Below are 26491 nucleotides of genomic sequence, written 5' to 3' on the forward strand. Positions count from 1 at the left end.
GGCTGGCAGCGTAAAACTGCTTAGCCTTTATCTCAAATTTTAACGAACTATTGTTCTCTATCTCATCCAAAAATCCCGCACAACTTTTTAACCAAAAACCACGACACCCCTCCCTCCCGCTTGTCCCACCCACAAGCGCGTCCTACGCCGCTTACCCGTCTCCCCACAAACATTTTTGCCCACTTTTTCGCAAAATCCCGTCGTAATTGTCCCTCGTTTGAGAAAAACGCTGTAACTTTGAGACATGCAAAGAAACCTGTGGACACACGATGAACTGGTGCTTGCCTTAGCTCTCTATTTCCAATTACCCTTTGGGCGTTTGAACCGCAACACGCCTGAGGTGAGAGAGCTTGGCCGACTGCTGGGACGTGGCGAAAACTCGGCGGCTCTCCGCCTGGTGAACTTCGCTGCCTGCGACCCTTACATCCTTGCCACAGGGCGCCACGGCATGGCGAGCGGTGCCAAGACCTGCATGCCCGTTTGGGAAGAATATGCCAACAACAAGGAACGACTCTTCAAGGAGGCCGCCGAGATACGCGCACGCCTCCAGCAACAATCCATTGAGCAATCGTTGGGCATCACCACAACCGATTTGGAAGGCAAGACCAGAGAAGCGGTGGTTCGCCAAAGGGTCAACCAGAACGTGTTCCGCACGATGATACTCAACAACTACAACGAGCAATGCGCCATCACTGGCATCAACGACTCGCGCCTGTTGGTTGCCAGTCATATCATTCCTTGGGCAGAACGCAAGGACACACGCCTGAATCCCGAAAACGGCATCTGCCTTTCCTCGCTCTACGACCGAGCCTTCGACCAAGGACTCATCACTATACGGCCTGACGACTATACTGTAATGGTGTCGCCCTCATTGCGCGACACTCTTACCCAAGCCACCTACGCTGAGCATTTCGGAAAGATTGCGAACCGAAAGATCATCCTTCCCGAAGAGCATCAGCCCAATGGCACATTCCTACAGTATCATGCCGAGAACATTTATATCAGATAACGATGCAAGACACGAATATCCAAACTGGTGTTTATGAACAGATCATCAACCGTCTGTTCCGCTTGAAGTTGGACAGGGTAGACACGGAACGTTTCTTCATTGGCAAGAAAGCCATATCGAAAGACGACGCGGTGCATATCCTGAGCAAGTATCTACAGCATCTTATCGAAGTGGCTTTCATTGGCGCTCCCGAGGACGACGGTGCCCAAACCTATACCGATTTCATCAATTCGGTGATCAAGACCTTGGGCCGTGAATTTCGGGTGGACGATACGGAGCTCGACCTGATTGATGCGCAGAAGAGCATCCTCACGGCTGTGATCGATCGCACCAATTGCGAGTATCCCGACATTGAGGCTCACCTGAAAGCCATCACACCCATCACCACGCTCAGCCGTAGTGCCCTGTTCTTTGGTGGGCGAGGGCCTACCGATATGGAGAGCGAGCTGAACCGCGAGATACTCTGTGCCGACGAGATATGCTGGGTGGTGTCGTTCATCAAGACAAGTGGACTGAACCTGCTTTGGGACAGTCTGAGGAAATTCACAAGCGAGGGCAAGCGCCTCCGTATCATTACCACCACCTACACGGGAGCAACCGACTACGACGCCATAGCCCGACTGGCTACGTTGCCCAACACGGAGATTAAGATATCCTACGACGGCACGCAAGACCGCTTGCATGCCAAGTCGTATATTTTCCTTCGCAACTCGGGCTTCCATACCGCCTATATTGGCTCCAGCAACCTCTCGTGTTACGCCCTGAAGGATGGCAAGGAGTGGAACTTCAAAGCCACGCAGTTTGAGTTGCCACAGGTCATTGAGGAGGTGCGCAACTCGTTTGAGGCTTATTGGTGCGACGACACGTTCGAGGACTTTATTTCTGGAGTGAGCGATGAGCGGTTGAAGCGAGCGTTGGGCGCCGATTGGGAAACGCCGTTGCTCGACTTCTCGGCCCTCGACCTCATGCGTGCCAAGGATTACCAACAGGAGATATTGGAGAAGTTGGATGTGGAGCGCCATGTGCACGGCCATTACCACAACCTCGTGGTGGCCGCCACGGGAACAGGTAAGACGGTTATTGCCGCCTTCGACTTCAAGCGCTATCGCGAGGCGCATCCCGATTGCCATTTCCTCTTTATCGCCCATCGGCAGGAGATATTGCGCCAAGCCATGCAGACCTTCCGCATTGTGCTCGAAGATCCCAACTTCGGAAGTTTGTGGGATGGCAACAATGAGCCGTCGAGTTACCAGCATGTGTTTGCCAGCAAGGACACGTTGCGCAACCGTATCGACCACTTGTCGCTCACGGAAGACTATTACGACTATATGGTGGTCGATGAGGTGCACCATATTGTGGCCCCCACCTATGTCAAGCTCATGACTTGCTTCAAGCCGAAAATTCTCCTGGGTCTGACGGCCACGCCGGAGCGTACCAATGAGCAAGAGGACATCACCACCTTCTTCGATGGACATATCTCAGCCGAGATACGATTGCCCGCCGCTTTGAACGCTGGGCTGCTCGCCCCTTTCCATTATTACGGCATACCCGACAATGTGGACCTGTCGGAGGTGAAATGGAGTGGGCACGGCTACGATGTGGCGGAGCTCTCGCGTATCTACACGCAGAACGATTTCCGCACAGGGCTCATCCTGAAGAAGATGCAGCAATACATAGGCAACAGTAGGCTGAATAAGGTGCGTGCCCTCTGTTTCTGTGTTGATAAGAAGCATGCCACGTTTATGAACGCCAAGTTTACGTTGGCGGGATTGCGGACAGACGTGCTGACGAGCGACGACGATGCCCGTCATCGCGCCTTGGTGAGGAAACGATTGCAGAAGGGAGAGATCAACTACCTTTTCGTTGTCGACCTGTTCAATGAGGGTGTCGACATTCCAGAGATCGACACCATTCTCTTCCTCCGTCCCACCGAGAGTGCCACGGTGTTCCTACAACAGTTTGGGCGTGGCTTGCGACTGCATCAAGGCAAGGACCACCTGACCGTGCTCGACTTTGTGGGTCACTCGCGTGCCGAGTTTAGCTATAAGGAGCGTTTCGAGTCGTTGATAGGTCGCCATTCGCGCAACATCAAGGACGAGATAGAGGGTGGCTTCACCAACGCCCCATTCGGTTGTAAGATTAGCCTTGAGGAGAAAGCCAAGGAAGAGATTATTGCCAACATCGACGGTTATCTGCGCAGCCTGAACCGTAACCGTATCGTTAAGGAGATAGCCGCCTATCATGAGGTGTGCAAGGGTGCTTTCTCGATGAAAGGATTCTTGAATTATAGTCATGTGCCATTCCATAAGCTCTACGGCAGTTTGACGTGGGGCGAGCTGTGCCAGTTGGCTGGCGTGCGCAAGGAGGTGTCGGCACATGCTGCCCAACTGAAGTTTGCCGTCACCAAGAAATGGTTGGCCACCGACTCTTTCTCTTATTTCTCGCAGTTGTTGCGGTTTGCGGAGCATGGCTTCGCGTGCGACACCACAGCGTTCTCGGAGCAGCAACGCCGTTGCGCCGTGATGCTCTATTACGACTTGTACGATGCGGCAGGTCAATACGCAAGCCTTAACGATATGTTCCGTGACTTGGCCTCCGACACGTTGTTTGTGGAAGAATTTAAGGAGGTCGTCGCCTATCTGCGCGACCGTTGCTCAGCACCTGAGAAAGCCGACAATTCGGTTTATAAAGACTGGAGTCCGCTTCGCTTGCACGGTGTCTACACTAAGGCGCAGATACAGGCCGCCCTGGGCCTCTCCACCCTTGAGCGCAAGTCGCCCTCGCGCGAGGGAGTGGAGCGCTTGAAGAGCATCCAGTTGGAAGCCATGTATGTGGACATCATCAAGAAACGCGAGGAAGGATCGCTCACGGCCTATCAAGACTACGCACAAAACCGCGAGTTCTTCCATTGGGAAACACAGAACCGGGTGCGCGAGGGAAGTCGTGAGGCTGAGGCTTACCGTAACGGCGATAACAACATGCTCTTGTTCGTCAGGCAGCAAGCCGAGCATCCTGACTACGGTTGCCGCATGGGCTTCACCTACCTCGGTCAGGTCACAATGAAAAGCATGGAAGGCTCAAAGCCCATGCAAATCGTATGGCACCTCAACACCCCTATGTCGGAAGCCACCTATGCCTTCGCCAGCCAATATAAAGCAATCGGATAGAAATGGATTTAACACGTCAATTATTACTATTAAACGGAGAACCTAAGACTTTAGCAGTCGATACAATTCGGAAAATTGGGTCGAAAGGATATCGTGTGCGGTTTAAGAACAGTGCTAAGTATTATAATTACGGCAATGACAAGGTGTCGTGGCTTAGCGATTCCGAATGGATTGACCCTATGTATTCCAAGGTGTTTGTTGGTCGCTCATTGAAATATAATGTACGGGAGATTTGGAAGTTTGCAAGCGGTGGTGAATGCTTTTGGCGAGTTATCCTAACTGATGGTCATGCTTTTGAAGGAGATAGTGCCAAGATAAGGGTATGTACGTCTTGTCTTTCTGATAAGACAAGCAAGAATACGTTTGCTTACCTAAGGCACGTGGCTTTCGTCAATCCATTAGGAAAGGACAAGGACAGCGATGGCATTTTGGCGGACATGTATGACAAAGTGGACTTCGTGGATTCGGAAACGGCTGCTGCCTGCTATCTAAATCCTAACAAATATAAACCTAAGACTCTGAATTGTTCTGACTTGATTTATCCTTTTGGATGCAATGCGAGTCAAAAGACTGCTGTGGCTGCTGCTTTTAAGCATCAGATGAGTGTTATACAAGGACCTCCAGGAACAGGTAAGACGCAGACAATCTTGAACATCATAGCCAATATTGTCCGACAGGGAAAAACGGTTCTGGTTGTGTCAAACAATAATTCTGCAACGGCTAATGTGCAGGAAAAGTTGGAGAAGTATGGCACGTCTTTCATTGTTGCGCCACTTGGAAGCAGGGAGAATAAGGAGAAATTTATAGCTAATCAACCGCTTGTTCCTACGGAATGCTTCTCTTGGGAACTGCCTTTTTATGAAATAATTAGTAAGAGTCAGATGTTGCACACCACATTGCAACGTCTTGACAAAGTGTTCGCTTTGCAAAATGAGCGGGCTAAGCTTTTGCAGGAGCAACAAGCAGTAGGGTTGGAGTGGAAACATTTTTGCATGGATAATGGCATAGGCGAAAGTGTGAAGACCCCGCACCGCGTAAGCTCTAAGAGCATTATGAGGTTGTGGCTGAACTACCAAGTATATGCCAATGGAGAAAAACCTGAGCCGACAAACTTCTTTTCAAGATGGATAGAGCAGATCAGAACGTGGTGGATGGAATGGTTGTGCAAGCATCGCCTTCATGTCGAAAACAAGGTTGACAAGAATAATTTTGGCCCACTCGTTAAAGAACTTCAGATGTTATATTATCTGAACAGGCAAATAGAGATAAAAAAGCGAATCGGTTCTGTAGAAAAAGAGTTATCCTCGTATGATGCAAAGAAATTGGTCAATGCTCTGACGGAGCTTTCGATGTCATTGTTCAAGTCCTCTTTATCTGAACACTATAAGAAACATAAACGCCTAAATTTTGCTACCGTCAATGAGTTGAGAAGGTGCGGTGAGGAATTTATGAAGCAATATCCAGTTGTTCTTAGCACTACGTTCTCTGCTCGCTCCTGCATTTTCACAGATAAGCCGTATGATTATATTATTATGGATGAGGCTTCGCAAGTGTCGATTGATACAGGTGCGTTGGCTTTGACGTGTGCAAGGAATGCTGTTATTGTAGGAGACACTTTGCAGCTTCCAAATGTGGTAACAGATGAAGATCGGGAAAAACTCAATGTTATCATGAGGCAATACAATATCTCCCAAGGATATGATTGCGCAAAGAACAGTTTCTTGCAATCTGTTTTGGATGTGATCATGGATGTTCCTGAAACTTTGCTTAGAGAGCATTATCGTTGTCATCCTCGTATAATTAATTTCTGTAATCAGAAATTCTATGGAGGAAACTTGCTCATTATGACAGAGGATAAGGGCGAGAATGACGTGTTGAGTGCTATAAGGACGGTGAAGGGTAATCATGCCGTAAACCACTATAATCAGCGTGAGATAGATGTGGTGAAAGAGGAAGTGCTGCCGAAATTGAAAGACTTCGACAGCATAGGAATAGTAACGCCATATAACAATCAGGTGGATGCATTCAACAATCAGTTGGATAGAGTAAAAGCTGGAACCATTCATAAGTATCAAGGTCGTGAGAACGACGCTATCATTATGAGCGTGGTAGACAATCAAATTACAGAGTTTGCTGATGACCCCAATATGTTGAATGTTGCGGTGTCGAGAGCAAAGAAAAAGTTCTGCTTGGTAATGACTGGCAACGAACAAGAGAAGCACGGTAACATTACTGATTTATTAGACTATATAGCGTATAATAATTGCACAGTAACGGAAAGCAAGTTGGCTTCTATATTCGACTATTTGTATGAACAATACACGGAGCAGCGAATGGCATTTCTCAAATCTCATCCGCAAATATCGGAGTTTGCTTCTGAAAATTTGACTTACAACATGCTCGTTAATGTTGTCGCGTCGGATCCTCGTTTTAAGGTCTTAAATGTGTTGTGCCATATTCCCTTACGTGAAGTTGTTAAGGATACTTCGCTGATGAATGAAGACGAATTGAAGTATGCGGGGAACTATAATACGCATTTGGATTTTCTTATCATTAATCGAGTAAGCAAGCAACCTGTAGTTGCTATAGAAACGGACGGGTATTCATACCATAACGAAGAAACGGATCAACATCGTCGTGACTTGATGAAAGATCATATACTTTCCAATTATGGTTTGCCTTTGTTGAGGCTTTCTACTAAGGGTAGTGGTGAACGAACCAAGGTTGTGGAATTGTTGAATACTCTGATATAGAGTTGTTGTCGTAAGTTTAGATAAAAAGAGACATCACGTTAGTCTATCTTGTGCTTGGCAAAGAACTTAAACAATATAGAACATCATTTAATGGCGTTACAGGTTAAAGAATACGTTGAGGCTTTTTCGCATCTCCACACGGCGAAGGTGAAGGGGCGGAAGGCGCCGCATAAGGCGGTGCTGTTGCTGGCTATCATAGATTTGGTGGAGAGCAACGTGATAAGGTGTCCACAGATCGAACTGACGGATGAGTTGGTGAAGCGGTTTCGGGAGGTGTGGCGGAGATACCTGGGGCAGTCGGCTATCTTTACGCCCGACATCACGAAGCCGTTCTTTCACATGCAGCACGAGCCATTCTGGAGACTGGTGGGGGCGCACGACGTGGAGGCGATGATGGCGGCGGAGCAGCGACCTTGGCTCAAGGACAAGGCCGACAGGAAGGAGCTGCCGAAGGGTAGCTACTCGGTGGCGGCGATGCGCGCCGCCTTTGCTTACGCTGAGATGGACAACGGACTGTTTGCCGTGTTGCAGAACGAGGACGCACGGGCCATGCTGCGCGTGGTGCTCATCAACGAGTATCTGACGAACCAGCCGACCAAGTCGATGCCTAACCTCGCCCAACTGATGATGGCTCTGCCGATGATAGCGCTCGTGGCGTAACGTCGCACGGTGACGGTGGGGTGGGGGTGGAGGCCAAATAATGTGAGAAATGTTTGGCTGTAAGCTATGATTTGATTAAATTTGCAGTGAGATAATAAACATTAGAAACCTTTTAGAAACCTTTTATTGCTGTATGGCAGACAACAACAATCAAAATCAAGTGAAAATAGAGCTGCGCCCCGAAGTGGCGCAGGGTGAGTACTCGAACCTGGCGATGATCAACCACTCAAGCAGTGAGTTTGTGATCGACTTCGCGCACATGCTCCCCATCGCTCCCCCGCAGATCTTCAGCCGTGTGATCATGGCTCCCGAGCACGCCAAGCGCTTGCTCTACGCCCTGCAGGAGAACATCGCACGCTACGAGAAGGAGTTTGGTGAGATTAAGCTTCCCCAGGCTCCCGCTCCCCAGGGTGGCCTCACCGCCATGCCTTTCGGCACGGGTAAGGCCTAATCGGCTCGCAACCCCAACGATTAGCCCCTTCTGCACACTGCGGAAGGGGCCTTTTTTGATTTTACCCATCATCCCAACTGCCATCTGCGCCGATCTCTGCGATCCGTGGGCGTGTTCTCCCACTTGTCTTTTCAAACGCATTGAGCGCTTAGGTTACGCCCACAGATCTCGCCGATTTGCACTGATGCGTTGCGTTCCGCATGCGAAGGAATCCGTGCGCATCGGTGAAACTTGTCTTTTCAAGCGCATTGAGCGCTTAGTTTTTACTCCCACAGATCCCGCCGATTTCCACAGATTTCTCCCTTCGGTCAGTGGGGCTTCGCCGTGTCTCGATAGATTACCTCCCGTTGGTCGGTGGGTCTACGACAAATCTCGTGAGATAATAAACACCAGAGGTGTTTCCTTTCAGTAGTCATTACTTCCCTTTGGTCAGTGGGGCTTCGCCGAGTCTCGATAGATTCGCTGAGATTACCTCCCGTTGGTCGGTGGGGCTACGCCGAGTCTCGTGTTCTTAATATACAAACACCGATGGTGTTTCTCTTCTGTGTCGATCTGTGCGATCTGTGGGCGTGTTCTCCCACTTGCTTTTTCAAGCGCATTGAGCGCTTAGGTTACTCCCACAGATCTCCCCGATTTGCACAGATGCGTTGCGTTCCGTATGAGAAAGAATCCGTGCCGATTAGTGAAAAGACCCATCCGTGCGCATCGGTGAAATTACTTCCCTTCGGTCGGTGGGGCTTCGCCGAGTCTCGAGTTCTTTGATAAAAGCAAGCCGCATGGCCATTCAACCTTCCTCATTCCACATTCTCAAAAGGCGGTCGCGCTAATAGTCCTTCGCCAGCCAGGTGGAAAAGAAGTAGTCGTACACCTGGTAGGCATCGTCTTCTTGCGTGATGATGTCGTTCTTGAGGAGACCCTTGATGGCCGCCTGCACCGAACTGGCTGATGGCAGGTTGTATTTTCTCATAAACGCCGCCGATGTCACGTTTCTCGCTTTGCCCTCGCGCGCAATGGCTTGGAGCACCATCTTTTGTTTGGGTGCAAGGTTGGATAGAAGATACTTGTAGGTTTCTTCTTGGGTTGTGATCACGTTATTGGCGGCAATGGGAAACACTGTGGTGCTGCAAACCTCGTTGGGGGCCGTGAGTGCAAAGAGTTCGTTCATGAGCATCTGCATGAACCATGTGCAACCCTCAAACTGTGCATACACATGCGCCACCACGTCTTTCTCGATTTGTTTGCCACGCTCCTCGAAGAGGCTTTGGCAGAAATCGGTGTATGCCTCGAGTGGGATGGGGGCGAGCCCCATGCTGATGGCGCTTTGGTAGAATGGCTTCGATGAAGAGTTGAACATGTTGTTCATGACATGCCGTTCGCTTCCGGCAAACACAAACAGAGTGTTGTGGCATTGTTGTATTTTGGTGCGAAGCAACGCCTCTACGTTCTTCTCTTCGTAGTTGCCGATCTGTTGAAACTCGTCTATGGCCACCACGCACGGGCGTTCAGCCGATTCTAAGTATTCGAATATCTCGTCGAGCGTGGTTTGCGGCGTCTGGATGTCGCCCAATCCAATGTCGAACGAGGGTTCGCCTGTCATGGCGTCAAGCTTGAATCCCATGCGCAGCGAACCGATCACTTGAAAGAAACGCTCCGTCCACTGGCGGCCCTTAGGCTTGAGCTCCTCATAGATGGCTTTGCCGAGGAGATAAACCAGCTCCGCTAACGATGTTGTGGCATAGATGTCAACAAAGAAGGTGTGGTAACGCTCAGCAAATGAGTGCTGCTGAAAGCAATGGTTGATGAGACCCGTCTTACCCATGCGACGTGGTGAGATGAGAGCCACGTTGCGTCCATTGTCGATCTGCTTCATCAGAAAGTTGGTTTCCTTTTGTCGGTCGCAGAAGTAGTGGGGCGAAATGTATCTTCCCACGACAAAGGGGTTGGGTATTGCGTATCTGTCCATAATATGTCGTGTTTTGATGTAGAATACTGTTCTTTCAGGTTTTATTGCAAAGATAATAATTATAATCGCAATAAAGAACGATTGTGCCCTAAAATCTCCTTTTTTTTGCGTGCCCCGTGTTTTTCATCCACGCCATTCCGCTATCTATCAAGCGTCTGCCGCCTACGGCGCTGGCCTCATGGGTGACTCGTGTTCTTTGATAAAAACACCCCGCATGGCATTTGCGATCCGTGGACGCTTTCTCCCACTTGTCTTTTCAAGCGCATTGAGCGCTTGGTTTTTACTCCCACAGATCCCACCGATTTGCACAGATTTCTCCCTTCGGTCAGTGGGGCTTCGCCGTGTCTCGTGTTCTTTGATAAAAGCAAGCCGCATGGCCAATTCCACATTCCGCATTATAAGCCTCCTCCACATTATATAATAAGGTGCGCGCCTAAGCCAAAAGCGCGATTAAATATCGTCAACAAGGGTTAATAAGTATTAAGATTATTATTCCTATAAAAATTAGAACCTCCTTATATATCGCGTTTTCAACAATTCTTCGTACCTTTGCACCCCGAAATGGGTTCATTGTACCCGTATAGCAAGAATGTCATACGGCGAGGGCCCTTTTAGAGCGTTGACAATAAACAAAATAAATATATAAATTTAAAAAAATTACAATTATGCCTACTATTTCACAATTAGTACGTAAGGGCAGAAGAGACGTTGCTGACAAGAGCAAGTCGCCGGCTTTGGATAACTGTCCTCAGCGTCGTGGTGTCTGCGTTCGTGTGTACACAACCACTCCTAAGAAGCCTAACTCAGCCATGCGTAAGGTGGCTCGTGTTCGTTTGACCAACCAGAAGGAGGTCAACTCTTACATCCCCGGAGAGGGTCACAACCTGCAGGAGCACTCAATTGTGCTCGTTCGCGGTGGTCGTGTGAAGGACCTCCCTGGTGTGCGTTATCACATCGTTCGCGGTACACTCGATACCGCTGGTGTGGCCAACCGTACGCAGCGCCGTTCAAAGTATGGTGCTAAGCGTCCTAAGGGTAAGAAGTAAAAAAAAGACAATGCGGAGAGCCGAGGGCTGAGGGTTGTCACCTGAGGCCAAGGGCTCAACGCTTTTAGATGATTTATTTTTTTCGTTTTGCTGGAGAAGTTGAGCAGGTTGAGTAAATGCCCGAGCGTGAGCGTTGAAGAACACATTGACAGCCCCATGCAAAATTTTATTTAAAACAAAATGAGAAAAGCAAAACCAAAGAAGCGTGTGATCCTTCCGGATCCAGTTTTCAACGACCAGAAGGTCTCAAAGTTTGTTAACCACCTGATGTACGATGGTAAGAAGAGCATCTCTTACAGCATCTTCTACAACGCCCTCGACATTGTGAAGGAGAAGGCTGCCAAGGAGGAGAAGACTCCCCTGGAGATCTGGAAGCAGGCCCTCGACAACATCACTCCGCAGGTGGAGGTGAAGAGCCGCCGTATCGGTGGTGCTACCTTCCAGGTGCCTACAGAGATTCGCCCCGACCGTAAGGAGAGCGTGTCGATGAAGAACATGATCCTCTTCGCCCGCAAGCGCGGCGGAAAGAGCATGGCTGAGAAGCTGGCCGCTGAGATTATGGACGCCTACAACAACCAGGGTGGTGCCTTCAAGCGTAAGGAGGACATGCACCGTATGGCTGAGGCTAACCGTGCTTTCGCACATTTCCGTTTCTAATTAAATAAGGTAAAAAGACAATGGCAAACCGCGATTTACATTTGACCCGTAACATCGGTATCATGGCCCACATCGATGCCGGTAAGACTACGACTTCAGAGCGTATTTTGTTCTACACGGGTAAGACGCATAAAATCGGTGAGGTGCACGACGGTGCCGCTACTATGGACTGGATGGTTCAGGAGCAGGAGCGTGGTATCACCATCACATCCGCTGCAACCACCTGTAACTGGAATTGGAGTGGCAAGACTTATAAGATTAACTTGATCGATACTCCGGGTCACGTCGACTTTACCGCTGAGGTGGAGCGTTCACTGCGTGTCCTCGACGGTGCCATCGCTACTTACTCTGCTGCCGACGGTGTGCAGCCTCAGTCTGAGACAGTGTGGCGCCAGGCCGACAAGTATAATGTGCCCCGTATCGGTTACGTCAACAAGATGGACCGTTCAGGCGCTGACTTCTTTGAGACTGTTCAGCAGATGAGAGACATCCTGGGCGCTAACCCTGTGGTGATCCAGATTCCTATCGGCGCTGAGGAGACTTTCAAGGGCGTAGTTGACCTCATCAAGATGAAGGCTATCCTGTGGCACGATGAGACCATGGGCGCTGAGTATGAGGAGGAAGACATTCCCGCCGACCTCGTTGACGAGGCTGAGGAGTGGCGCGACAAGTTGCTCGAGGCTGCCGCTGAGTACGACGACGACGTGATGGAGAAGTACATGGAAGATCCCTCAACAATCACTGAGGCTGAGATTCTGGCTGCCATCCGTAAGGGTTGTATCGCTATGGAGTGCTGCCCGATGCTGCTCGGCTCTTCTTATAAGAACAAGGGTGTGCAGCCCCTGCTCGACTACACTTGTGCTTTCCTGCCCTCTCCTGAGGACACTCCCGCTATCATCGGTACAAACCCCGATACCAACGAGGAGGAGAGCCGCAAACCTCTCGAGAGCGAGCCTACATCTGCTCTCGCATTTAAGATTGCTACCGACCCGTTCATGGGCCGTCTGGTATATTTCCGCGTTTACTCTGGTAAGGTGGTGGCTGGTTCATACGTGTTCAACCCCCGTTCGGGCAAGAAGGAGCGTATCAGCCGTCTGTTCCAGATGAACTCTCACCAAGAGATTCCTATGGAGAGCATCGACGCTGGTGATATCGGAGCTGGAGTGGGCTTCAAGGACATCCGCACGGGTGATACCCTCTGCTCAGAGGATCATCCCATCGTGTTGGAGTCTATGACCTTCCCTGATCCTGTGATCTCTATCGCCGTTGAGCCTAAGAGCCAGGCCGACGTGGCCAAGCTCGACAATGGTTTGGCTAAGCTGGCCGAGGAGGATCCTACATTCACCGTACATACTGACGAGCAGAGTGGTCAGACCATCATCTCTGGTATGGGTGAGCTTCACCTCGACATCATCATCGACCGTCTGAAGCGCGAGTTCAAGGTTGAGGCCAACGAGGGTAAGCCCCAGGTTAACTACAAGGAGGCTATCTCGAAGACCGTTGAGAACTGGCGTGAGGTTTACAAGAAGCAGTCGGGTGGTCGTGGTAAGTTCGGTGACATCATCGTTACCGTTGGTCCGAAGGACGAGGACTTCCAGGGCGACGATCTGCAGTTCGTAAACGAGGTCAGCGGTGGTCACATTCCCAAGGAGTTCATCCCTGCTGTGCAGAAGGGCTTCAAGGACTCTATGAAGAATGGTATCCTGGCTGGCTTCCCCGTCATGGGCATGAAGGTTGTGCTCACCGATGGTAGCTTCCACCCTGTGGACTCTGACCAGCTCTCGTTCGAGCTCGCTGCTCACGCTGCGTTCAAGAACGTTTGCGCCAAGGCAGGTCCCATGCTCATGGAGCCTATCATGAAGGTGGAGGTTGTTACTCCTGAGGAGAACATGGGTGACGTGATCGGCGACCTCAACAAGCGTCGCGGTATGGTTCAGGGAATGGAAGAGGCTCGCAGCGGTGCTCGCATCGTGAAGGCCATGGTTCCCCTGTCAGAGATGTTCGGTTATGTGACCGCTCTCCGTACTATTACCTCTGGTCGCGCTACAAGCTCTATGGAGTATGATCACCACGCTCCGCTGTCAGCTACACTGCAGGAGCAGGTGCTCGCCGATCTGAAGCGATAAACAAAAAAGTTGTGGGAGGTGCTGCTTAGTGAACGACTCTTAAGCAGCATACCTCTTTCAATAAATCATAATCAAATCATTATTTACGAACATTAAAATGAGTCAGAAAATTCGTATTAAGCTGAAGAGCTATGATCACCAGCTCGTTGACAAGTCTGCTGAGCAGATCGTCAAGGCTGTGAAGGCTACAGGCGCCATCGTGAGCGGTCCTATTCCATTGCCTACTCACAAGCGCATCTACACCGTGAACCGTTCAACCTTCGTTAACAAGAAGAGCCGCGAGCAGTTCCAGTTGTCTAACTACAAGCGTTTGATCGACATCTACTCGGCCACAGGCCAGACTGTTGACGCGCTGATGAAGCTTGAGCTTCCCTCAGGTGTTGAGGTGGAGATCAAGGTCTGATAACAGCCTTTGGGTTAAACCAAATACATTACGGAGCGATTCCTTAAAAGGGAGTCGCTCCGTTTTCGTATGTCAACTTGCGTTGTTGCCGCACACATTTGATGACACCTTATAATAATAGGAGGGTGGGGGTGATCTGAGGGCTCCCCCAACAAATATTATAAAAAAATGCGGAAATGCTTGTGGGAAAGAAGAAAATGTAGTAACTTTGCACCCGCAAAAGTGGGTATTGCGCTGGCTGCGGGCTATCAATACGCTGACAAAGAGCAACTTGACCTTCAGGTTAGAAGAAGTAAGAGGTTCTTTTTAAGTGTGTTGTGAGTTTGAGAAAGCGGGTATCACTTAAAAAGAATTCAAAATAACATTATATTATTATTTAATTTCTAAACTGAAATGCCAGGATTAATTGGAAGAAAAATCGGAATGACATCCGTTTTCAGTGCCGACGGTAAGAATGTACCGTGCACTGTTATCGAAGCTGGTCCTTGTGTTGTCACGCAGGTGAAGACAGTTGAGACTGATGGCTATAAGGCTGTACAGCTCGGCTATGGCGAGGCTAAGGAAAGCCGTACCACTAAGCCTATGGCTGGTGTCTTCAAGAAGGCAGGCACAACGCCCAAAAAGCACTTGGCCGAGTTCAAGTTTGACGAGGAGTACAACCTCGGCGACACCATCACGGTGGAGCTGTTCGCAGACGCTGAGTTTGTTGACGTCGTAGGCACATCTAAGGGTAAAGGTTTCCAGGGTGTTGTGAAGCGCCATGGTTTCGGTGGTGTAGGACAGTCTACACACGGTCAGGATGACCGCGCCCGCAAGCCGGGTTCTATCGGTGCATGTTCATACCCCGCTAAGGTGTTCAAGGGCATGCGCATGGGTGGCCAGATGGGTGGCGACCGCGTCACTACACAGAATCTGAAAGTGTTAAAGGTTATCCCGGAGCAGAACCTCTTGATCATCAAGGGCTCAGTGGCCGGTTGCAATGGTTCAACTGTTTTAATTGAAAAGTAATGGAACTTAGCGTTTTAAATATCAACGGTCAGGAGACCGGTAAGAAGGTAACTCTTAACGATGCTATCTTCGGAATTGAGCCTAACGATCATGTCATCTACTTGGATGTAAAGCAGTATTTGGCTAACCAGCGTCAAGGTACCGCTAAGTCGAAGGAAAGAAGCGAAATGAGCGGTTCTACCCGCAAGCTCGGTCGCCAGAAGGGCGGCGGCGGCGCACGTCGCGGTGATATCAACTCACCCGTGCTCGTTGGTGGTGCTCGCGTGTTCGGTCCTAAGCCACGCGACTACGGTTTCAAACTGAACAAGAAGGTAAAGGTTCTTGCTCGTAAGTCGGCTCTCGCATATAAGGCACAGGAGAATGCCATCATCGTCGTTGACCAGTTCAACTTGGATGCTCCCAAGACTAAAGATTTCTTAAACATTGCTAAAAATCTTAAAGTCGAGGGCAAGAAGACACTCGTTGTTTTGCCAGAAATAAATAAAAACGTATATTTGTCTGCTCGCAACATTCAGAAGGCTGAAGTGATGAGAGCTGGCGACATCAATACGTACAAAGTTTTGAATGCCGATGTGCTCGTTATCACAGAGGACTCTCTGCAGCAAATCGACGCCATCTTAAACAAGTAAACAAGGAGATTTAGAATTATGGCATTTATCATCAAGCCCCTGGTCACTGAGAAGATGACCAAGATTACTGAAAAGAAGCCTAACCGCTATGGTTTCGTGGTTCGCCCTGAGGCTAATAAGCTCCAAATCAAGGGTGAGATCGAGGCTTTGTATCATGTCACCGTCGTTGACGTCAACACGATGCGTTATGCTGGTAAGCGCTCTTCTCGCTACACAAAGGCAGGCCTCGTTAGAGGTCAGAAGAACGCCTACAAGAAGGCTGTCGTCACACTGAAGGATGGCGAAACTATTGATTTTTACAGCAATATCTAATATAAGAAATGGCAGTACGTAAATTTAACCCGGTAACTCCGGGTACAAGACACAAGGTTATTGGCACGTTCGAGGAGATTACTGCATCCGTGCCAGAGAAGTCTCTCGTTTACGGTAAGCGTTCAACCGGCGGTCGAAACAACACCGGTAAGATGACCATGCGCTACTTGGGCGGTGGCCACAAGAAGAAGTATCGTTTGGTCGACTTCAAGCGAGAGAAAGATGGTGTTCCTGCTGTAGTGAAGACAATCGAGTACGATCCTAACAGATCAGCTCGCATTGCACTTCTGTTCTATGCAGATGGTGAGAAACGTTACATCATTGCTCCCAATGGACTCAAGGTGGGCGCTACAGTGCTCTCAGGCGCAGAGGCTGCTCCTGAGGTGGGAAATGCTCTCCCCCTCGCAAAAATCCCCGTGGGTACCGTGATTCACAACATTGAGTTGCGTCCCGGTCAGGGTGCTTTGCTCGTTCGTTCGGCTGGTAACTTCGCTCAGTTGACTTCTCGTGATGGTGACTATTGTGTCATCAAGCTCCCCTCAGGTGAGACACGTTTGATCCTCTCAACGTGTAAGGCTACTGTAGGTAGCGTAGGTAACTCAGACCACGCCCTTGAGCAGTCTGGTAAGGCAGGTCGCTCACGTTGGCTCGGACGACGTCCTCACAACCGCGGTGTCGTTATGAACCCTGTGGATCACCCCATGGGTGGTGGTGAAGGCCGTCAGTCTGGTGGACACCCACGTTCTCGTAAGGGTCTCTACGCTAAGGGTCTTAAGACACGTCGTCCTAAGAAGCTTTCGAACAAGTACATCATCGAGAGAGCTAACAAGAAGTAACAAGTAAATTACAGTAAGTTATGAGTCGTTCACTTAAAAAAGGTCCGTACATTAACGTTTCTCTCGAGAAGAAGGTTCTCGCAATGAACGAGAGCGGTAAGAAGAGTGTCGTGAAGACATGGGCCAGAGCATCAATGATCTCCCCCGATTTCGTGGGACACACTGTTGCAGTTCACAACGGAAACAAATTTATCCCTGTTTACATTACTGAGAATATGGTCGGTCATAAGCTGGGCGAGTTTGCACAGACACGCCGTTTTGGTGGCCATTCCGGTAACAACAAGAAGTAATCGGGAAAAACCATTTTAATAAGTATTATCAATGGGAGCAAGAAAACATATCGCGGCTGAGAAAATTAAGGAAGCCCGCAAAAATCTGTACTTCGCTAAGCTCAACGGAGTCCCCTCATCTCCACGCAAGATGCGTTATGTCGTTGACATGATCCGTGGAATGGAGGTAAACCGCGCACTCGGTGTGCTGAGATTCTCGAAGAAGCACGCTGCTGCTGACGTCGAGAAGCTGTTGCGCTCAGCTATCGCTAACTGGGAAACCAAGAACGATCGCAAGGCTGAGGACGGAGAACTCTATATCAGCAAGGTCTTCGTTGACGAAGGTGTTACAATGAAACGCATGAGACCAGCACCGCAGGGTCGTGGCTATCGCATCCGTAAGCGCAGCAACCACGTAACGCTGTTTGTTGATTCCAAAACTAACGACGATAAATAATTGACAGAATGGGACAGAAAGTTAATCCAATAAGCAACCGTCTGGGTATTATCCGTGGTTGGGACTCAAATTGGTTTGGTGGCAAAGACTTCGGAGACAACCTTGTTGAGGATCAGAAGATCCGCAAGTATCTGAACAAGCGTTTGGAGAAGGCAAGTGTTTCGCGTATCGTCATCGAGCGTACACTCAAGCTCGTCACCATTACTATTTGCACCGCTCGTCCGGGTATCGTCATTGGTAAGGGTGGTCAGGATGTTGACAAACTCAAGGAGGAGCTCAAGAAGCTCTACAAGAAGGACATCCAGATCAATATCTTCGAGGTTAAGAAGCCTGAGCTCGACGCTACTATCGTAGGTAAGAACATCGCAAGCCAGATTGAGCACATGATGGCTTATCGTCGCGCTATCAAGATGGCTATCCAGAGCACTATGCGTGCTGGTGCCGAGGGTATCAAGGTGCAGATCTCAGGCCGTCTGAACGGTGCTGAAATCGCACGTAAGGAAATGTACAAAGAGGGACGTACTCCTCTGCACACATTCCGCGCTGATATCGACTACTGCCAGGCTGAGGCTCTGACTAAGGTGGGTCTCCTTGGTATCAAGGTGTGGATCTGCCGCGGTGAGGTATATGGCAAGCGTGATCTGCAGCCTAACTTCACTCAGGAGAAGCAGAATGGTGGTCGCTCTAATGACCGTCGTCCCCGCGGTGGCCGTAGAAGAAACAACAATAATCGTTAAAAGAAGCTACAATGTTACAGCCAAAAAGAGTAAAATATAGAAGACCTCAAGACGGACGTGGTAACAAGGGCAATGCCCACAGAGGCACTACACTGGCCTTTGGCTCGTTCGGTATCAAGACACTTGAGGCCATATGGCTTGACAGCCGCCAGATTGAAGCGGCACGTGTCGCCGTTAACCGTTATATGAACCGTGAGGGTCAAGTCTGGATCCGTATTTTCCCGGACAAACCTATCACTCGCAAGCCTGCCGACGTCCGAATGGGTAAAGGTAAGGGTGACCCCGCAGGATGGGTCGCTCCTGTAACTCCGGGTCGCATCCTCTTCGAGGTAGAGGGCGTGAGTTTCGATATCGCTAAGGAGGCTCTTCGCCTCGCTGCGCAGAAGCTCCCTGTGAAGACTAAGTTTGTGGTAAGACGTGATTACGATAAAAACGCTTAATTATGAAGATTAAAGAAATTACAGAACTCGCCGACAAGGACTTGCGCGAGAAGCTGGAGCAGGCTGAGGAAGCTTTGAAAAACACAAAGCTCAATCATCAGGTCTCTCCGCTCGAGAATCCATCACTGATTAAGGCTGCACGTCGCGACATCGCACGTATGAAAACGGTGCTCCGTCAGAGAGAACTTAACAAATAATAATGGTCCAGATGGAAACAAGAAATTTAAGAAAAGTTAGACAGGGTGTCGTTATTAGCGACAAGATGGATAAAACCATTGTTATTGCTGCTAAGTTCAAGGAGATGCACCCCATTTATGGTAAGTTCGTTCAGAAGACGAAGAAATACCACGCACATGACGAGAAGAATGAGGCACACAAGGGTGACACCGTGCAGATCATGGAGACTCGTCCTCTTTCGAAGACAAAGAGATGGAGATTAGTACAAATCGTTGAAAAAGCTAAGTAATTATGATACAGCAGGAATCAAGACTTACAGTTTGTGATAACAGCGGCGCACGTGAGGCTAAGTGCATTCGTGTACTCGGTGGTACTCGCCGTCGTTACGCCAGTGTTGGTGATGTGATCGTAGTTGCTGTTCAGAATGTCATCCCTTCAAGCGACTTGAAGAAGGGTGCCGTCTCGAAGGCTTTGATCGTACGCACCAAGAAGGAAATCCGTCGCGCTGACGGTTCGTATATCCGTTTCGACGATAACGCATGTGTGTTGCTCAACAACGCCGGCGAGTTGCGCGGTAGCCGTATCTTCGGCCCCGTTGCTCGTGAGTTGCGCGCCGTCAACATGAAGGTTGTCTCTTTGGCACCTGAGGTTCTTTAATCATATAACACATTTACAGTAATGAGTAAGTTACACATTAGAAAAGATGATACCGTTATGGTGCTTGCCGGACAGGACAAGGGCAAAACGGGTAAGGTGCTCAAAGTGCTGGTCAAAGAGAACCGTGCCATCGTTGAGGGTGTCAACATGGTCTCAAAGAGCACCAAGCCTTCAGCAAAGAACCCTCAGGGTGGTATCGTGAAGCAGGAGGCAGCTATTCATATCTCAAATTTGAGCCTTATTGATCCTAAGAGCGGAAAGGCTACACGTGTTCGCATCGAGCACGAGGGCAAGAACGTGAAGAGAATCGCTAAAAAGTCAGGGGAGGAGATTAAGTAATGGATACAGCACAGTATAAGAAACACTACAAAGAGGTGATCGCTCCTGCTCTGCAGAAGCAGTTCAACTATTCTTCAGCAATGCAGATCCCTGTCTTGAAGAAGATCGTTATCAACCAGGGTCTCGGTGATGCTACACAGGACAAGAAGATTGTCGACGTCGCTATCAACGAGATCACAACAATCACCGGTCAGAAGGCAGTTGCTACATATTCTAAGAAGGATATCGCTAACTTCAAGCTTCGTAAGAAGATGCCTATCGGAGTGATGGTTACTTTGCGTCGTGAGCGTATGTACGAGTTCCTCGAGAAGTTGATCCGTATCGCTCTGCCTCGTATCCGCGACTTCAAGGGTATCAACAGCAAGTTTGATGGCCGTGGCAACTATACGCTCGGTGTTACTGAGCAGATCATCTTCCCCGAGATCAACATCGACCAGGTGGATCGCCTGCAGGGTATGAATATCACATTCGTTACCTCAGCTGCCACCGACGAGGAGGGTTACGCGTTGCTCAAGGCTTTCGGTCTTCCTTTCAAGAATGCTAATAACGATTAATAGAATATGGCAAAAGAATCAATGAAGGCACGCGAAGTGAAGCGTGCAAAGCTGGTTGCCCGTTACGCTGAAAAGCGCGCTGCTTTGAAGAAAATCATTGCTACGGCTACCGATCCTGCCGAAGCCTATGAGGCTGCACGCAAGCTTCAGGCCATCCCCAAGAATGCTAACCCCATTCGTCTGCACAACCGTTGCAAGATCACCGGTCGTCCGAAGGGTTTCATTCGCCAGTTTGGTTTGTCACGTATTCAGTTCCGCGAGATGGCCTCTCAGGGCCTTATCCCCGGTGTGAAGAAGGCAAGTTGGTAAACAAAGGGTGGCTACAGTTTTTAATGTATCAGTAAAATGAGTTGGACAGTTCCGTTGTGGGACGCGGAACTGGCCACATTGAAAACTTGCTAGATTATTTATTTAATATTGTCGGGAAAGGCCCGATTAATTAAACATTTTATATTTATGACAGATCCAATAGCAGATTATCTGACAAGACTCAGAAATGCCATCATGGCTCATCACCGTGTGGTTGAGGTTCCTGCGTCTAATTTGAAGAAATCTATCACTAAGATTCTCTTCGAAAAGGGTTACATTCTTAACTACAAGTTCATCGAGGATGGTCCTCAGGGTACTATCAAGGTTGCTCTGAAGTACAACCCCGAGACGAAGAAGAATGCAATCAAGAGTCTGAAGAGAGTGTCTACACCTGGTTTGCGCCGCTACACAGGTTACAAGGACATGCCGAGAGTTATTAACGGATTGGGAATCGCAATTCTTTCCACATCCAAGGGTGTTATGACTGACAAAGAGGCTGCTGAGCTCAAGATCGGTGGCGAGGTTCTTTGCTACGTTTATTAATTAATTGGAGGATTAGAAATGTCAAGAATTGGTAATTTGCCCATCGCTATCCCGTCAGGTGTTACTGTTAACTTCGACGAGAAGCAGAACGTTGTAACTGTTAAGGGTCCTAAGGGTGAGCTTTCTCAGTATGTAGATCCTTCTATCAAGTACACAAATGCTGATGGTCACATCACATTCGTGGTAGACGAGAACAGTCCTGTCAACTACAAGCAGAAGCATGCTTTCCATGGCCTTTATCGTTCACTCGTCCACAATATGATTGTTGGCGTAAGCGAAGGCTTTAAGAAGGAGCTTGAGTTGGTCGGTGTGGGTTATCGTGTGTCTAACACTGGTAACTTGATCGAGTTCTCTCTCGGTTACACTCACCCCATCTTCTTGGAACTTCCTAAGGAGGTTAAGGTTGAGACTAAGTCTGAGAGAAACCAGAACCCGCTGATCACTCTTGAGTCTTGCGATAAGCAGTTGCTTGGTCTCATCTGCGCTAAAATTCGTTCTTTCCGCAAGCCTGAGCCTTATAAGGGTAAGGGTATCCTGTTCAAGGGTGAGGTTATTCGTAGAAAGTCTGGTAAGACTGCAGCAGCTAAGTAATTTTAATTAGGATTTACGATTATGACAATCAAAAAAGTTGAAAGACGAATTAAGATAAAGTTCCGCATCCGCAAGAAGGTTAACGGAACGGCTGAGCGTCCTCGTCTTAGCGTTTTCCGCTCGAACAAGCAGATTTATGCTCAGGTGATTAACGATATCGACGGCAAGACATTGGCTTCTGCCTCTTCTCTGGGACTTGAGAAACTCGCAAAGATTGAGCAGGCCAAGAAGGTCGGTGCCCTCTTGGCTGAGAAGGCAAAGGCTGCTGGTGTTGAGTCAGTTGTTTTCGACCGTAATGGCTACCTCTACCATGGCCGCGTTCAGGCTTTGGCTGAAGGTGCTCGTGAGGGAGGTCTTAATTTCTAACAATTATGGCAATGAATAGAGTAAAAGTAAATAGTGACGCAGAGTTAAAAGATCGTCTGGTGGCCATCAACCGTGTGACGAAGGTTACAAAGGGTGGTCGCACTTTCACATTCGCTGCCATCGTTGTGGTTGGTGATGGTAAGGGTGTTATCGGCTATGGCCTCGGCAAAGCTGGTGAGGTTACCGCTGCTATCGCCAAGGGAACTGAGGCTGCTAAGAAGAATCTCGTGAAGGTTCCCGTGCTCAAGGGTACAGTTCCTCATGAGGTAGAGGTTAAGTTTGGTGGTGCACAGGTTCTCCTGAAGCCCGCTGCTGCCGGTACTGGTTTGAAGGCTGGTGGTGCTATGCGTGCTGTGCTCGAGAGCGCTGGTGTGACCGACGTCATCGCTAAGTCTAAGGGTTCTTCTAACGCCCACAACCTGGTGAAGGCTACTATCCTCGGTCTCTCTCAGATGCGTGATGCTTATCAGATCGCTGGTGAGCGTGGTGTTTCTATGGACAAGGTGTTTAACGGTTAATTTGGAGATACAATACAATGGCAACTATTAAAGTAAAGCAGATTAAGAGCCGTATCGGTGCTCCTATTGATCAGAAGAGTACACTTCAGGCACTGGGTCTTCGTAAGATCTCTCAGGTTGTTGAGGTGGAGGACACTCCCAGCATGCGTGGAATGATCCGCAAGGTTCATCACCTCGTTGAGGTTGTTAAGTAATTAATGTTTTAAATTCAGACGAATTATGAAATTATCTAATTTGAAACCAGCTGCGGGTTCTACACATTCTCGTCGTCGTATCGGTCGTGGTCCAGGTTCTGGCCTGGGTGGCACTTCTACACGCGGTCACAAGGGTGCTAAGTCTCGTTCTGGTTATAAGAGAAAGATCGGATTTGAAGGTGGCCAGATGCCTCTGCAGCGTCGTGTACCGAAGGGCGGCTTCAAGAATATTAACCATAAGGAGTATTTCCCGATTAACCTTTCTGCTCTCCAGAAGCTTGCTGAGGAGAAGAACCTCGCTAAGATCGGCCTTGCCGAGTTGGTGGAGGCCGGTTTGACCAACGGCAAGAAGCTCGTGAAGATTCTTGGCGAAGGCGAACTGAAGGCTAAGGTTGACGTGGAGGCTCATGCCTTCTCTAAGACAGCTGAAGAGGCTATCAAGGCCGTAGGTGGTAACGCAACTAAAATTTAACGATGAAAAAGCTAATTGAGACACTAAAGAACTGTTGGAAGATTGAGGATTTGCGTCAGCGTCTTCTCATCACTCTTCTGTTTACGGCTATCTACCGTTTTGGTTCATTCGTAGTATTGCCTGGTATCGATCCGGCTAAACTTGGCCAATTACAGTCGCAAACTCGCGGTGGCTTGATGTCATTGCTCGACATGTTCTCTGGTGGTGCATTTTCCAATGCGTCAATCTTCGCACTTGGAATTATGCCTTATATCTCAGCTTCTATCGTTATGCAGCTGCTCGCTGTTGCTGTGCCTTATTTCCAAAAGATGCAGCGTGAGGGAGAGAGTGGCCGTAAAAGGATACAATGGTATACTCGTGTGCTTACAGTGGGAATCCTGTTCTTGCAGGCACCGAGTTACCTGTTGAACCTCCAGTCGCAGGCAAGTTCTTCACTTGCCAGCGGCATTTCATGGAGTGTTTTCATCATTCCGGCTACAATCATTCTCGCAGCAGGTAGCATGTTCATACTTTGGCTTGGTGAACGTATCACTGACAAAGGTGTTGGAAATGGTATCTCTCTGATCATCATGATCGGTATTATTGCCCGTCTGCCTCAGGCTTTCATGCAGGAGGTTGGATCGCGTTTCACCGCTATCTCAAGTGGTGGATTGGTGATGTTCATTGTTGAAATCCTTATCCTTTACGCAGTTGTTTGTGCAGCCATTCTTTTGGTTCAGGGAACTCGTAAAGTGCCCGTTCAGTATGCCAAGCGCCTTGTGGGTAACAAGCAGTATGGTGGTGCCCGCCAGTACATTCCTTTGAAGTTGTTCGCTGCCAATGTGATGCCGATCATCTTTGCTCAGGCTTTGATGTTCATTCCTTTGGCTTTGGTACGCTATCAGAGTGACAATGCCAGCTGGGTCGTCCAGAACCTGCTTAACACAAAGAGTCTTCTGTATAACTCCGTTTATGTGATTCTGATTATCGCATTTACCTATTTCTATACAGCCATCACTCTCAACCCAACACAAATGGCCGAGGATATGAAGCGCAATAATGGTTTCATCCCAGGCGTTAAGCCCGGACATGACACGGCTGAGTATATTGACACTGTCATGACTCGCATTACCCTGCCGGGTTCGCTTTTCATAGCGTTCATTGCCGTCATGCCTGCTCTTGCTGGTCTCCTCAACGTTCAGGATGCATTCTCTCAGTTCTTTGGTGGTACTTCGCTTCTCATTTCTGTAGGTGTTGTTATCGACACGCTTCAGCAGATTGAGAGTTACATGTTGATGCGCCACTATGATGGATTGTTGAACTCAGGACACACCCGCAAGGCTGGTGCTGTCAGTGCTTATTAATCCTATCTTTGATTAGAGTGTATTTTCTTGATACGATTATGATACAATAGGACATTACAGGGTTGGTGGCTTCCGCCACTCAACCTTGTATGTCTGTTTTGTGTGTTGATAGAATCGCAGTTTTGAAATTCATTATAGATTATGTCTAAGCAATCCTCTATAGAACAGGACGGAACCGTGATCGAGAGTCTCGGCAACGCTATGTTTCGTGTGGAACTTGAGAACGGAGTCAAGATCATCGCAAGCATCTCTGGTAAGATGCGTTTGCATTACATCAAGATTCTTCCTGGAGACAAGGTGAAAGTCGCAATGAGTCCTTACGACTTGACTAAGGGTCGTATTGAGTTCAGATACAAATAATTTTTAAATATCATTTTGATATGAAGACAAGAACATCTTTAAAGAAGCGCACCGCCGACTGTAAGATCGTACGTCGTAAAGGTCGGTTGTTCGTCATCAACAAGAAGAACCCTAAGTTCAAATTGCGTCAGGGTTAATGTTAAAAAAATGCAATTGTGCTGATATCTCGCAAATTATGAGTACTTTTGCATGCTTTTTAGCAAAGAATGACATTTAGTATTATTATTTTTTTATTTAATTATCAATGGCAATAAGAATTGTTGGAGTAGATTTGCCCCAGAACAAGCGTGGCGAAATCGCATTGACTTATATCTATGGTATAGGTCGAAGTAGTTCAGCAAAGATATTGGATAAAGCCGGCGTAAGCCGTGACCTGAAGGTCAGCGAGTGGACTGACGACCAGGCTGCTAAGATCCGTGAGATTATCGGCGCTGAATTCAAAGTGGAGGGTGACCTCCGTTCAGAGATCCAGTTGAACATTAAGCGTCTGATGGATATTGGCTGCTATCGTGGTGTCCGTCATCGTAATGGTCTTCCTGTTCGCGGTCAGAGCACTAAGAATAACGCCCGTACACGTAAGGGTAAGAAGAAGACTGTTGCTAACAAGAAGAAGGCTACTAAGTAAAATTAGTTGAGAGTTGTAAGTTGTTGGTTTTTAATGGGATGGTTTATTCCTTCTAACCACACACATTCAACTTCAAACTTAAAGCTAAAAGAAAATGGCAAAGACAAAAGCAACATCTAAGAAGAGAAATGTAAGGGTTGAAGCTGTTGGTCAGCTTCATGTCCATAGCTCATTCAATAATATCATTGTATCTCTTGCTAACAACGAGGGTCAGGTCATCTCTTGGTCTTCAGCTGGTAAGATGGGTTTCCGCGGTTCCAAGAAGAACACTCCTTATGCTGCCCAGATGGCTGCTGAGGATTGTGCAAAGGTCGCTTATGATCTTGGTCTGCGTAAGGTTAAGGCTTACGTGAAGGGTCCTGGAAACGGTCGCGAGAGCGCTATTCGCGCCATTCATGGTGCAGGTATTGAGGTCATCGAGATCGTCGATGTGACACCGTTGCCACACAACGGCTGCCGTCCTCCCAAGCGTCGTCGTGTATAATAGGTTAACAAGATACAATTGATTTAAAGCATTTAC

The 26491-nt window shown here is 48.7% G+C and carries 35 protein-coding genes; 34 read left to right on the forward strand and 1 reads right to left on the reverse strand.

Annotation, left to right across the window (positions count from 1 at the left end):
- Nucleotides 1–244 precede the first annotated feature (244 nt).
- From KM934_RS07660 to KM934_RS07680, 5 genes are all read left to right on the forward strand, one after another.
- On the forward strand, nt 245–1009 hold the full coding sequence (locus tag KM934_RS07660) for an HNH endonuclease (protein ID WP_215760032.1): 765 nt from the start codon (nt 245–247) through the stop codon (nt 1007–1009).
- Nucleotides 1010–1011: 2 nt separating this feature from the next.
- Nucleotides 1012–4176, forward strand: coding sequence for a DUF3427 domain-containing protein (locus tag KM934_RS07665; RefSeq protein WP_215760033.1), 3165 nt, complete (start codon nt 1012–1014; stop codon nt 4174–4176).
- A 2-nt stretch (nt 4177–4178) separates the two neighbouring features.
- Complete coding sequence (locus tag KM934_RS07670) at nt 4179–6929, forward strand: AAA domain-containing protein (protein ID WP_252344935.1); 2751 nt, start codon at nt 4179–4181, stop codon at nt 6927–6929.
- Nucleotides 6930–7019: 90 nt separating this feature from the next.
- Nucleotides 7020–7589, forward strand: a complete 570-nt coding sequence (locus tag KM934_RS07675; protein ID WP_215760034.1) for a hypothetical protein — start codon at nt 7020–7022, stop codon at nt 7587–7589.
- 133 nt (nt 7590–7722) lie between these two features.
- Nucleotides 7723–8040: a DUF3467 domain-containing protein gene (locus KM934_RS07680; RefSeq protein WP_215760035.1), complete on the forward strand. Its 318-nt coding sequence runs from the start codon at nt 7723–7725 to the stop codon at nt 8038–8040.
- 823 nt (nt 8041–8863) lie between these two features.
- On the opposite strand, the gene KM934_RS07685 is transcribed toward KM934_RS07680, so the two are convergent.
- A complete protein-coding gene (locus KM934_RS07685; RefSeq protein WP_215760036.1) occupies nt 8864–10003 on the reverse strand; it encodes an AAA family ATPase in 1140 nt (379 codons plus the stop codon).
- Between the two features lie 665 nt (nt 10004–10668).
- On the opposite strand from KM934_RS07685, the gene rpsL reads away from it, so the two are divergent.
- The 29 genes from rpsL to rpsK all read left to right on the forward strand — a co-directional run bounded on the left by rpsL (nt 10669) and on the right by rpsK (nt 26455).
- On the forward strand, nt 10669–11049 hold the full coding sequence (gene rpsL / locus KM934_RS07690) for a 30S ribosomal protein S12 (protein ID WP_215760037.1): 381 nt from the start codon (nt 10669–10671) through the stop codon (nt 11047–11049).
- A 180-nt stretch (nt 11050–11229) separates the two neighbouring features.
- Entirely contained in the window at nt 11230–11706 is a 477-nt protein-coding gene (gene rpsG, locus KM934_RS07695; protein ID WP_215760038.1) for a 30S ribosomal protein S7, read from the forward strand.
- 20 nt (nt 11707–11726) lie between these two features.
- Nucleotides 11727–13832 carry an elongation factor G gene (fusA, locus tag KM934_RS07700; protein ID WP_215760039.1) on the forward strand — a complete coding sequence of 702 codons (2106 nt, stop codon included), beginning with the start codon at nt 11727–11729 and terminating at the stop codon, nt 13830–13832.
- Between the two features lie 97 nt (nt 13833–13929).
- A complete protein-coding gene (rpsJ, locus tag KM934_RS07705; protein ID WP_215760040.1) occupies nt 13930–14235 on the forward strand; it encodes a 30S ribosomal protein S10 in 306 nt (101 codons plus the stop codon).
- 393 nt (nt 14236–14628) lie between these two features.
- Nucleotides 14629–15243 carry a 50S ribosomal protein L3 gene (rplC, locus tag KM934_RS07710; protein ID WP_215760041.1) on the forward strand — a complete coding sequence of 205 codons (615 nt, stop codon included), beginning with the start codon at nt 14629–14631 and terminating at the stop codon, nt 15241–15243.
- On the forward strand, nt 15243–15872 hold the full coding sequence (rplD, locus tag KM934_RS07715; protein WP_215760042.1) for a 50S ribosomal protein L4: 630 nt from the start codon (nt 15243–15245) through the stop codon (nt 15870–15872). Before rplC ends, rplD begins: the two co-directional genes overlap by 1 nt.
- Nucleotides 15873–15890: 18 nt before the next feature.
- On the forward strand, nt 15891–16184 hold the full coding sequence (gene rplW / locus KM934_RS07720; protein WP_215760043.1) for a 50S ribosomal protein L23: 294 nt from the start codon (nt 15891–15893) through the stop codon (nt 16182–16184).
- 8 nt (nt 16185–16192) lie between these two features.
- Complete coding sequence (gene rplB, locus KM934_RS07725) at nt 16193–17020, forward strand: 50S ribosomal protein L2 (RefSeq protein WP_215760044.1); 828 nt, start codon at nt 16193–16195, stop codon at nt 17018–17020.
- A 20-nt stretch (nt 17021–17040) separates the two neighbouring features.
- Nucleotides 17041–17310: a 30S ribosomal protein S19 gene (gene rpsS, locus KM934_RS07730; RefSeq protein WP_215760045.1), complete on the forward strand. Its 270-nt coding sequence runs from the start codon at nt 17041–17043 to the stop codon at nt 17308–17310.
- Nucleotides 17311–17341: 31 nt separating this feature from the next.
- Entirely contained in the window at nt 17342–17746 is a 405-nt protein-coding gene (gene rplV / locus KM934_RS07735; RefSeq protein WP_215760046.1) for a 50S ribosomal protein L22, read from the forward strand.
- 8 nt (nt 17747–17754) lie between these two features.
- On the forward strand, nt 17755–18483 hold the full coding sequence (gene rpsC, locus KM934_RS07740) for a 30S ribosomal protein S3 (RefSeq protein ID WP_215760047.1): 729 nt from the start codon (nt 17755–17757) through the stop codon (nt 18481–18483).
- 11 nt (nt 18484–18494) lie between these two features.
- Complete coding sequence (gene rplP / locus KM934_RS07745; RefSeq protein WP_215760048.1) at nt 18495–18923, forward strand: 50S ribosomal protein L16; 429 nt, start codon at nt 18495–18497, stop codon at nt 18921–18923.
- A gap of 2 nt (nt 18924–18925) precedes the next feature.
- Nucleotides 18926–19120: a 50S ribosomal protein L29 gene (gene rpmC / locus KM934_RS07750; RefSeq protein WP_215760049.1), complete on the forward strand. Its 195-nt coding sequence runs from the start codon at nt 18926–18928 to the stop codon at nt 19118–19120.
- An 11-nt stretch (nt 19121–19131) separates the two neighbouring features.
- Nucleotides 19132–19389: a 30S ribosomal protein S17 gene (gene rpsQ, locus KM934_RS07755; RefSeq protein ID WP_215760050.1), complete on the forward strand. Its 258-nt coding sequence runs from the start codon at nt 19132–19134 to the stop codon at nt 19387–19389.
- Nucleotides 19390–19391: 2 nt separating this feature from the next.
- Entirely contained in the window at nt 19392–19757 is a 366-nt protein-coding gene (gene rplN / locus KM934_RS07760; RefSeq protein WP_215760051.1) for a 50S ribosomal protein L14, read from the forward strand.
- A gap of 21 nt (nt 19758–19778) precedes the next feature.
- Nucleotides 19779–20096 (forward strand): 50S ribosomal protein L24, encoded by a 318-nt coding sequence (gene rplX / locus KM934_RS07765; RefSeq protein WP_215760052.1) that lies wholly within the window; start codon nt 19779–19781, stop codon nt 20094–20096.
- Nucleotides 20096–20650 carry a 50S ribosomal protein L5 gene (gene rplE, locus KM934_RS07770; RefSeq protein WP_215760053.1) on the forward strand — a complete coding sequence of 185 codons (555 nt, stop codon included), beginning with the start codon at nt 20096–20098 and terminating at the stop codon, nt 20648–20650. Before rplX ends, rplE begins: the two co-directional genes overlap by 1 nt.
- A 6-nt stretch (nt 20651–20656) precedes the next feature.
- Nucleotides 20657–20959, forward strand: coding sequence for a 30S ribosomal protein S14 (rpsN, locus tag KM934_RS07775; RefSeq protein WP_215760054.1), 303 nt, complete (start codon nt 20657–20659; stop codon nt 20957–20959).
- 147 nt (nt 20960–21106) lie between these two features.
- Nucleotides 21107–21502: a 30S ribosomal protein S8 gene (gene rpsH, locus KM934_RS07780; protein WP_215760055.1), complete on the forward strand. Its 396-nt coding sequence runs from the start codon at nt 21107–21109 to the stop codon at nt 21500–21502.
- 18 nt (nt 21503–21520) lie between these two features.
- The gene (rplF, locus tag KM934_RS07785; protein ID WP_215760056.1) at nt 21521–22093 is read left to right on the forward strand and encodes a 50S ribosomal protein L6; all 573 of its coding nucleotides are present in this window, start codon (nt 21521–21523) and stop codon (nt 22091–22093) included.
- Between the two features lie 21 nt (nt 22094–22114).
- Nucleotides 22115–22459: a 50S ribosomal protein L18 gene (gene rplR / locus KM934_RS07790; protein ID WP_215760057.1), complete on the forward strand. Its 345-nt coding sequence runs from the start codon at nt 22115–22117 to the stop codon at nt 22457–22459.
- A 5-nt stretch (nt 22460–22464) separates the two neighbouring features.
- Entirely contained in the window at nt 22465–22977 is a 513-nt protein-coding gene (gene rpsE, locus KM934_RS07795; protein ID WP_215760058.1) for a 30S ribosomal protein S5, read from the forward strand.
- Nucleotides 22978–22994: 17 nt separating this feature from the next.
- Entirely contained in the window at nt 22995–23171 is a 177-nt protein-coding gene (rpmD, locus tag KM934_RS07800; RefSeq protein WP_215760059.1) for a 50S ribosomal protein L30, read from the forward strand.
- 25 nt (nt 23172–23196) lie between these two features.
- Complete coding sequence (gene rplO, locus KM934_RS07805) at nt 23197–23643, forward strand: 50S ribosomal protein L15 (protein ID WP_215760060.1); 447 nt, start codon at nt 23197–23199, stop codon at nt 23641–23643.
- 2 nt (nt 23644–23645) lie between these two features.
- Complete coding sequence (secY, locus tag KM934_RS07810) at nt 23646–24986, forward strand: preprotein translocase subunit SecY (RefSeq protein WP_215760061.1); 1341 nt, start codon at nt 23646–23648, stop codon at nt 24984–24986.
- 141 nt (nt 24987–25127) lie between these two features.
- The gene (gene infA / locus KM934_RS07815) at nt 25128–25346 is read left to right on the forward strand and encodes a translation initiation factor IF-1 (RefSeq protein WP_215760062.1); all 219 of its coding nucleotides are present in this window, start codon (nt 25128–25130) and stop codon (nt 25344–25346) included.
- 20 nt (nt 25347–25366) lie between these two features.
- Nucleotides 25367–25483, forward strand: a complete 117-nt coding sequence (rpmJ, locus tag KM934_RS07820; protein ID WP_081475822.1) for a 50S ribosomal protein L36 — start codon at nt 25367–25369, stop codon at nt 25481–25483.
- 107 nt (nt 25484–25590) lie between these two features.
- Nucleotides 25591–25971, forward strand: coding sequence for a 30S ribosomal protein S13 (rpsM, locus tag KM934_RS07825; protein WP_073207290.1), 381 nt, complete (start codon nt 25591–25593; stop codon nt 25969–25971).
- 94 nt (nt 25972–26065) lie between these two features.
- On the forward strand, nt 26066–26455 hold the full coding sequence (gene rpsK, locus KM934_RS07830) for a 30S ribosomal protein S11 (RefSeq protein WP_215760063.1): 390 nt from the start codon (nt 26066–26068) through the stop codon (nt 26453–26455).
- The last annotated feature ends 36 nt before the right edge of the window (nt 26456–26491 follow it).

This window comes from Hallella faecis (genome assembly GCF_018789675.1).
In the GTDB taxonomy this organism is placed as follows: domain Bacteria; phylum Bacteroidota; class Bacteroidia; order Bacteroidales; family Bacteroidaceae; genus Prevotella; species Prevotella faecis.